General features: G+C 70.3%; 6 protein-coding genes and 1 rRNA gene. All 7 read right to left on the minus strand.

Annotated elements, in window-relative coordinates; all coding sequences use genetic code 11:
- Positions 1-64: 64 nt before the first annotated feature.
- Positions 65-943: an FHA domain-containing protein gene (locus ACZ7RU_RS29685; protein ID WP_470344043.1), complete on the minus strand. Its 879-nt coding sequence runs from the start codon at positions 941-943 to the stop codon at positions 65-67.
- 229 nt (positions 944-1172) lie between these two features.
- Positions 1173-2084, minus strand: coding sequence for a DUF881 domain-containing protein (locus ACZ7RU_RS29690; protein WP_470344054.1), 912 nt, complete (start codon positions 2082-2084; stop codon positions 1173-1175).
- A 277-nt stretch (positions 2085-2361) separates the two neighbouring features.
- Positions 2362-2694 (minus strand): small basic family protein, encoded by a 333-nt coding sequence (locus ACZ7RU_RS29695; protein ID WP_030062488.1) that lies wholly within the window; start codon positions 2692-2694, stop codon positions 2362-2364.
- A complete protein-coding gene (locus ACZ7RU_RS29700; protein ID WP_470344044.1) occupies positions 2691-3779 on the minus strand; it encodes a DUF881 domain-containing protein in 1089 nt (362 codons plus the stop codon). The genes ACZ7RU_RS29695 and ACZ7RU_RS29700 overlap by 4 nt, the downstream gene beginning before the upstream one ends.
- A 190-nt stretch (positions 3780-3969) precedes the next feature.
- Positions 3970-6465 (minus strand): sugar phosphate nucleotidyltransferase, encoded by a 2496-nt coding sequence (locus ACZ7RU_RS29705; RefSeq protein WP_470344045.1) that lies wholly within the window; start codon positions 6463-6465, stop codon positions 3970-3972.
- A gap of 124 nt (positions 6466-6589) precedes the next feature.
- The gene (locus ACZ7RU_RS29710) at positions 6590-7210 is read right to left on the minus strand and encodes a CDP-alcohol phosphatidyltransferase family protein (protein ID WP_470344046.1); all 621 of its coding nucleotides are present in this window, start codon (positions 7208-7210) and stop codon (positions 6590-6592) included.
- 100 nt (positions 7211-7310) lie between these two features.
- Positions 7311-7402: ribosomal RNA gene (gene rrf / locus ACZ7RU_RS29715) — 5S ribosomal RNA — on the minus strand; the annotation flags it as partial.

A 7402-nucleotide genomic window follows, 5' to 3' on the forward strand; every position in this document is an offset into this window, starting at 1 on the left:
GTGGCCGCCCCGAGAGAAGAGGAAGGGGTATTCGTATTCACTCGGGCTCCTGCCGACGTCGCTTTCAGTACCCCCGGTTGTGGCCGGCGAAGAACACCAGCCGGTACTTCCCGATCTGCACCTCGTCGCCGTTGTTCAGCGACACCTCGTCGATCCGCTCCCGGTTCACGTACGTGCCGTTGAGGCTGCCCACGTCCGCGACGCTGAAGCCGGCCGGGGTGCGGCGGAACTCCACGTGGCGGCGCGAGACCGTGACGTCGTCGAGGAAGATGTCACCCTGCGGGTGACGACCCGCCGTGGTGACGTCCGAGTCCAGCAGGAAGCGGCTGCCGGAGTTCGGACCGCGCTGCACGATCAGCAGGGCCGAGCCCGGCGGCAGCGCGTCGATCGCCGACAGCACCTCGGCCGACAGGGCCGGCGTGGCGCCGGTGCCGGTCGTGGTGGTGGGGTCGTACGACTCCAGGCCGGAGATGGAGATGGTCGACGTGGTCTCCGCCGCGCCCTCCGGGAGCAGGCCACCGCGCAGCGCCGTGCCGCAGTTGGAACAGAACCGCGCCGAGGCCGGGTTCTGGTTGCCGCACCTGGGGCACGGAGTGGGGCCAGCCATGTTCACAGCCTCCTGGCGCGGCACACCCGACGGGTTGTGCCCGGCGTACGGATCCGGGGCAAACCCTCCACCAGAGGTTGAGGGTGCTGACGGGAAACCTATGCGCGGCTCGCCGGAGGGGTCAACCGACGCGCCGTAGCCCGCCGGATTCCCGGCGTACTGGGCGGCGCCGCCGTCCCGGTACAGCTGCTGGCCGTACGGCGCGGCCTCCGGGGCCGGACGCATGCCCGGCACCGCGGGCTCGTCCTCCGGCCGGCGGTGACGCGCGGTGGGCGCCTCGACGGCGGCGGCGCCACGGCCCTTGTTGCGACCGAACAACTTCGAGAAGAAACTCACGGGCGAATCCCCTTGCGTGTGACAGACCCGCCCGCGGGGCAGGGTGAGAACCTCGGACATGCTGCGAGCCCGGTCTTCGCGGCTCGGGACCGCCGGAGTGGCACTCCGGCGGCTGGTACTGCGGTTGTTGCTCCGGAGCGTACCGGTGCGAACCAGTCTCGCCCATGTGACGGCGGCGCCCCGCAGCGGGTGCCGCCCGCCCCTGACGGGCCGTTCGCCGGGCGCCCCGTCACTTCGAGGCCGGCTTGGCGTACTGCGGCGACTTCGGATCCACGAGGGCGTCGACGACCACCTTCGGCTGCTGGGTGATCGTCGCCCGCGCCTGGTGGCTCTCCAGCGTACGGACGACACCTCCCGGGATGTTCAGCGCGGGTGTCAGATCCTGCGGGTTCCCCACCACCGTGAAGCGGTAGGGCTGCGAGACCTTCTTCCCGTCGATCTGCACCCCACCGCCCGACACGTCGGTGAAGTAGGTGTTGACCACCACGCGCACATCGTTGATCTGAATCGCCTCCGCCCCCGCCGCTCGAAGTTCTTGCAGGGTGTCCAGCAGCATATCCGCCTTCACCTGCCCTTGGGGATCATCGACCGTGAGTACGATGCCCGGACCAGTGGCTTTGACGGTACCGGCGAGCACGCCGAGTTCCGTCGCCTTCTTCCTGGTCTGCTCCTGGGCCTCCTTGGCCTGGTTGGAGCTGTTCTCCAGCTTCGCGAGGGACTGCTCCAGCTCCGCCTTCTCCTGCTGGAGACGCTGCTGACGGCTGTCCAGTTCGTCGAGGATCCGCACCAGGTCCTCCTGGCGGGCCCCGCGCAGCTGACTGTGGTGGTCGTTGGTCGACCGCACCTGGATCGCCAGCCCCAGACCGAGCGAGAACAGCAGCAGAGCCACCACCAGTTGCCCGCGCGACAGCCGCGGCGGCCAGAGCGCCGCCTTCAGGCGCCGCCGGCCGGTGTTCCGGTCCGCGGCGGGCTCGGGGTCAGGCGTGGGCTCGGGCTCGGCTGCCGCTTCCGGCTCGGGCCTGGACCCGGACTCGGGCTCAGCGGCGGACGCGGGCACCGGCGCAGGCTTCGCCTCGGCCTCCGGCGTCACCTCGGGCGCCGGTCCGGGGACCTTGGTGAGCCGCAGCGTCGGCTCGGGCACCGAAGCGGCCTCAAGCTCAGGCTCAGCGTCAGACTTCTCCTCCGACGCCGCCTCGGCCGCGGCGCTCTCCCCGGCCGTCTCAGCCGCCTCGGCCGGGCCCGTCGCGCCCTCCGGCCCGGACTCCCCGTCCGGCACCGGCTCAGGTGCGTCCACGGCCTTCTCGGCGGGGTTCGCAGCCGTCTCCTCGACCGCCTTCCCGCCCGACGAGCCGCCCGGCTTCCCGGCGGCCGGCTCGACCGCCGCCGTCTCCCGCTCCTCCGCCGCCTCGCGGCCGGACTCAGGCACGGAAGACATGGCGCCGGATCGCGGCCGCGTTGGAGAAGATGCGGATGCCGAGGACGACGACCACACCGGTGGACAGCTGCGAGCCGACGCCCAGCTGGTCACCGAGGAAGACGATCAGCGCCGCGACCACCACGTTCGACAGGAACGAGACGATGAACACCTTGTCGTTGAAGATCCCGTCGAGCATCGCCCGGACACCGCCGAACACGGCGTCCAGCGCCGCCACCACCGCGATCGGCAGGTACGGCACGACGGCGTCCGGCACCTCGGGTTGGACGAAGAGGCCGACGACCACCCCGATCACAAGACCCAGTACGGCAATCACGGTCTGGCTGCTCCTGTCCCTGTCGGGGTCTTGGTGGTTCCGGTGGTCGGACGCCGCTTGGCGGTGGAGGTACTGCTGGTAGCGGTCGGCGAGACGGCTGCGGACGGCGAGGCCGGTGGTGAGACCGACGCTCCGGGACTCTCCTGGGTTCCGGCTCCGGCCGGCGGCGTGCCGGCCGGAGCCGTCGGGGCCGCCGTGGGCGAGGCCTCGGGCATCACCGGCTGCGCGGTCCGCAGCGTCACCCCCACCGCCGCCGGCAGCGTCAGGTTCTTCTGCACGGAGAGCGTCGACTTGATGCCGTACTGCTCCTGGAGCAGTCGCAGGTACTGCCCGGCCATGTCCCTCTCGAAGGCGCCGAGGAGCTTCGAGCCGTCCCCGATCGCCTGGATGCTGTACGGCGGCACCAGCGGCCGGTTGTCCACCAGCACCGCCTCGCCCGCGGCCCGGATCGCGGACAGCGCGGTCAGCCGCTGGCCGTTGATCGCGATCGCCTCGGCCCCGGACCCCCAGAGGCCGTTCACCACCAGTTGCAGGTCGCGGTCCCGCAGCCGGCCGCTGTTGGAGAATCCCTGCCCGGCGCGCGGGTCGACGTTGCCGCCCAGGCCCGTGCCCGCGGCGTCCTCCAGGACCAGCTTCACGCCCGGCCCGGTGACCTGGCCCAGGCCCACGGCCCCGGTCACCCCGCCGGGATCGGCGTCCCCCGAGGCCAGCGCCTGCTGCTGGGTGCTGTCGACCTTGAGCCGCAGCTCCTGCACCTGCTTCTGCAGGTGGTCGGCCGAGGTGTTGCTGTCGTTGATCCGGTGGATCAGCGCGTCCCGCTCCTTGGCCAGCGACGGCTCGGCCTTGTGCGCGTTCACCGCGCCCACCGTCACCACCGCGCCGACCAGCGCCAGCCCGGCGCCCAGGGTGAGCAGGCCCTGCAGGGTGCCGGGCATCCGGCTGTCGCGGGCACCGCCGCGCGCGGCGGCCGCCTCCGCGTAGCCCTCGTCGAGGCTGTGGTCCATCACGTTGGTCAGCAGGGACATCGAGGCGTCCGGACGGTTGTACCGTCCGTTCGGGGCACTCGGCGTCGGCGTCGCTGGCATGGAGACCATCGTCCCACGCCGCCGAGCGGGCCCGTGCACAGCCCCTGAGCTGCACACACGCTGCACACATCACGGAAAGTGACGGATTGTTCCGAATGGTGCGAAAACGGGCAGCGGGGCGCACGAATCACACCGTGCGCCCCGCCGTCCGGAGCAGTTCCGGACTCAGGCCGTGCTCAGCTCCGGGACGTCACCGCCCCGCTCCGTCGACCACGGCGGCCCACTCGTCCAGCAGCGCCTCGGTGGCCTCGTCGTCAGGGCCTTCCGCCCACAGGTGGGTGACCGCCTCGGCCGGGTCCGGCAGCACCAGCGTCCAGCGCCCGTCGGCCTCGACCACCCGGACGCCGTCGGTGGTGTCCAGCCGACGGCTGCCGGCCGCCTCCACCACCGAGCGCATGACCATGCCCTTGGCCGCCCACGGCGTCGCGATGTCCCGGCGCCGGATGTGCGCCTGCGGAATCCGCGCGTCGATCTGGCTCAGCGTGAGCTGGGTCCGCGCCACCAGGCCGACCAGCCGGACGAACGCCGCGGCGCCGTCCAGCACCCCGCTGAACTCCGGCACCACGAAGCCGCCGCGCCCGTCCCCGCCGAACACCGTGCCCTCGGCGGAGGCCGCCTTCGCGAGGTCGTCCGGCGTCGTCGTGGTCCAGATGACCTGGGTGCCGTGGTACGCGGCGACCTGCTCGGCGATCCGGGTCGTGGTCACCGGCAGTGCCACCTGCCCGCTGCGCCGCTCGGCCGCGACCAGGTCCAGCAGCACCAGCAGCGCCCGGTCGTCGTCGATCACCCGTCCGAGCTCGTCCACGAACGCGACACGCTCGCCCACCGGGTCGAACCGCACCCCGAAGGCCGCCCGCGAGGACGCCACGAGCTCGCCGAGCCTGGCCAGCCCGGCCCGCCGGGTCTCCGCGTCCTCGGTCGGCCGCGCCTCGTCCAGCCCGCTGGAGACGGTGAGCGCCTCCACCCCGAGCCGGCCGAGGATGCTCGGCAGAACCAGGCCCGCGCTGCCGTGCGCGGTGTCGACGACCACCTTCAGCCCGGCCTCCCGGACGCCGGTGGTGTCCACCGTCCGCAGCAGGTTGCCCGCGTAGGAGTCGAAGACGCTGGACGGGAAGGTCAGGTCCCCGATCTCCCCGGGGAAGGCCCGCCGGAACTCCTGGCGCGCGTAGACGCGGTCGAGCTTGCGCTGGCCGGCCTGGGAGAGGTCGGCCCCGCGCTCGTCGAAGAACAGGATGTCCAACGAGTCCGGCACGCCCGGCGTGGTCCGCAGGAAGATCCCGCCCGCGCTCCCCCGCGCCGTGTGCTGCCGGGCCACCGGCATGGGCACGTTCTCGAGGTCGCGGACGTCGATCGCGGAGGTCTGGAGCGCCGAGATCATCGCCCGTTTGAGCGCACGCGCACCACGCGAGTGGTCACGCGCGATGGTGACGGTCGCGCCCTTCTTCAGCGTCGTCGCGTACGCCCCCGCCAGCCGCACGGCCAGCTCCGGGGTGATCTCGACGTTCAGGACGCCGGATACGCCGCGCACCCCGAAGAGGTGCTCCTGGCCACGCGACTCCCAGATCACCGAGGTGTTGACGACGGCGCCGGCCTCGATGGTCTTGAAGGGATAGACCCGGACGTTCGCCCCGATGATCGACTCCTCGCCGACCAGGCACTCGTCCCCGATCACCGCGCCGTCCTCGATCCGCGCGGCCCGCATCACGTCGGTGTTCTTGCCGACCACGCAGCCGCGCAGATTGCTCTGCGGCCCGACGTACACGTTGTCGTGCACCACCGCCTTGTGCAGGAACGCGCCGCGCTTGACGACCACGTTGCTGCCCAGCACGGTGTGCTCGCGGATCTCCACGCCGGCCTCGACCTTGGCGTAGTCCCCGATGTACAGCGGCCCGCGCAGCACCGCCTCCGGGTCCACCTCGGCGCCCTCGGCCACCCAGACCCCCGGGGAGATCTCGAAGCCGTCGAGCTCGACGTCGACCTTGCCTTCCAGGACGTCCGCCTGGGCCTTGCCGTAGCTCTCGTGGGTGCCCACGTCCTCCCAGTAGCCCTCGGCGACGTAGCCGTAGACCCGCTTGCCCTCCTTCAACAGCTGCGGGAAGACGTCGCTCGACCAGTCGACGGACTCACCCGCCGCGACGTAGTCGAAGACCTCGGGCTCCATCACGTAGATACCGGTGTTGACGGTGTCGGAGAAGACCTGCCCCCAGGTCGGCTTCTCCAGGAACCGCTCCACCCTCCCCTCGTCGTCCGTGATCGTGATGCCGAACTCCAGCGGGTTCGGCACCCTCGTGAGGCAGACGGTGACCAGAGCGTTCTTGCTGCGGTGAAAGTCGATCAATTCCGAGAGATTGAAGTCGGTCAGCGCGTCACCGGAGATCACCAGAAAGGAATCGTCCTTGAGCGCGTCCTCGGCGTTCTTGACACTCCCCGCAGTGCCCAGTGGCGTCTCCTCGTGGGCATAGGTCAGATGCATGCCCAACTCTTCGCCGTCACCGAAATAGTTCTTGACCAGCGACGCCAGGAACTGCACGGTGACGACGGTGTCGGAGAGGCCGTGCCGCTTCAGCAGCCGAAGCACGTGCTCCATGATCGGCCTATTGGCGACCGGAAGCAGCGGCTTCGGCATGCTGGAGGTCATCGGGCGGAGACGGGTGCCCTCGCCCCCTGCCATTACAACGGCTTTCATTACGGGTGCGTCCTCCTTCGCGGTGGTGGACCAGCAGGTCCATCAAACCGTTCCAGAAGGTTCTCTACCCGGAAGGTATCGTCCGACGCACCGAAGAGACGTGGGGCTTCTCTCAGATCAGGTCTCAGACCGTGGACGCCGAGCCCGCGGTGCCGCCCCGGACGATCCGCCTCGCCTGGACCGCGTAGAGAATCGCGGCCCACCAGTACAGCGTCGTGCCCCACCAGATGAACGCCCAGCTCACCACTTCGGCCGGCCGGGCGATCCAACTGTCCACACTGCCGAGCAGCAGCAGCGGAAACGCGTACATCAGATTGAAGGTCGCGGCCTTCCCCAGGAAACTCACCTGGAGCGGGCCGTAACCGTGCCGGTTCAGAATCGGCAGCAGCGCGGCGATGAACGCCTCACGGGCCAACAGGATCGCGGTGAGCCACCACGGCAGAATCTCACGCCAGGTCAATCCGACCAGGGTGGACAGCACATAGAGCCGGTCGGCCAGCGGATCGAGCAGCTGCCCCACCCGGCTGATCTGTCCCCACCGCCGGGCGAGCTTTCCGTCCAGGTAGTCGCTGACCCCGCTCAGCGCCAGGATCAGCAGTGCCCAACCGTCGTTGTTGGGCCCGTCGAAGACCGGCCACAGGATGAGCCAGAGAAACAGCGGAACACCGACCAGCCGGCCCATGCTCAGCATGTTGGGGATGGTGAGGACGCGATCGGTCTGGACCCGCGTCTCCTGGACCTCCACCCGGGGGCCCTCCTGTCCGGTATGACGACAATTGCATGTTGACCCTACAACAGAGAAGCCCCCGACCGGTTCACCCGGCGGGGGCTTCTCTAGAAGAATTGTTCGGCGGCGTCCTACTCTCCCACAGGGTCCCCCCTGCAGTACCATCGGCGCTGTAAGGCTTAGCTTCCGGGTTCGGAATGTAACCGGGCG

The sequence above is a fragment of the Kitasatospora sp. NPDC114501 genome (assembly GCF_055633695.1).

Excerpts from the sequence above, each read along its gene's own strand:
- ACZ7RU_RS29705 (WP_470344045.1), bottom strand. The coding sequence starts at position 6,465 with ATGAAAGCCGTTGTAATGGCAGGGGGCGAGGGCACCCGTCTCCGCCCG.
- ACZ7RU_RS29700 (WP_470344044.1), bottom strand. The coding sequence starts at position 3,779 with ATGCCAGCGACGCCGACGCCGAGTGCCCCGAACGGACGGTACAACCGT.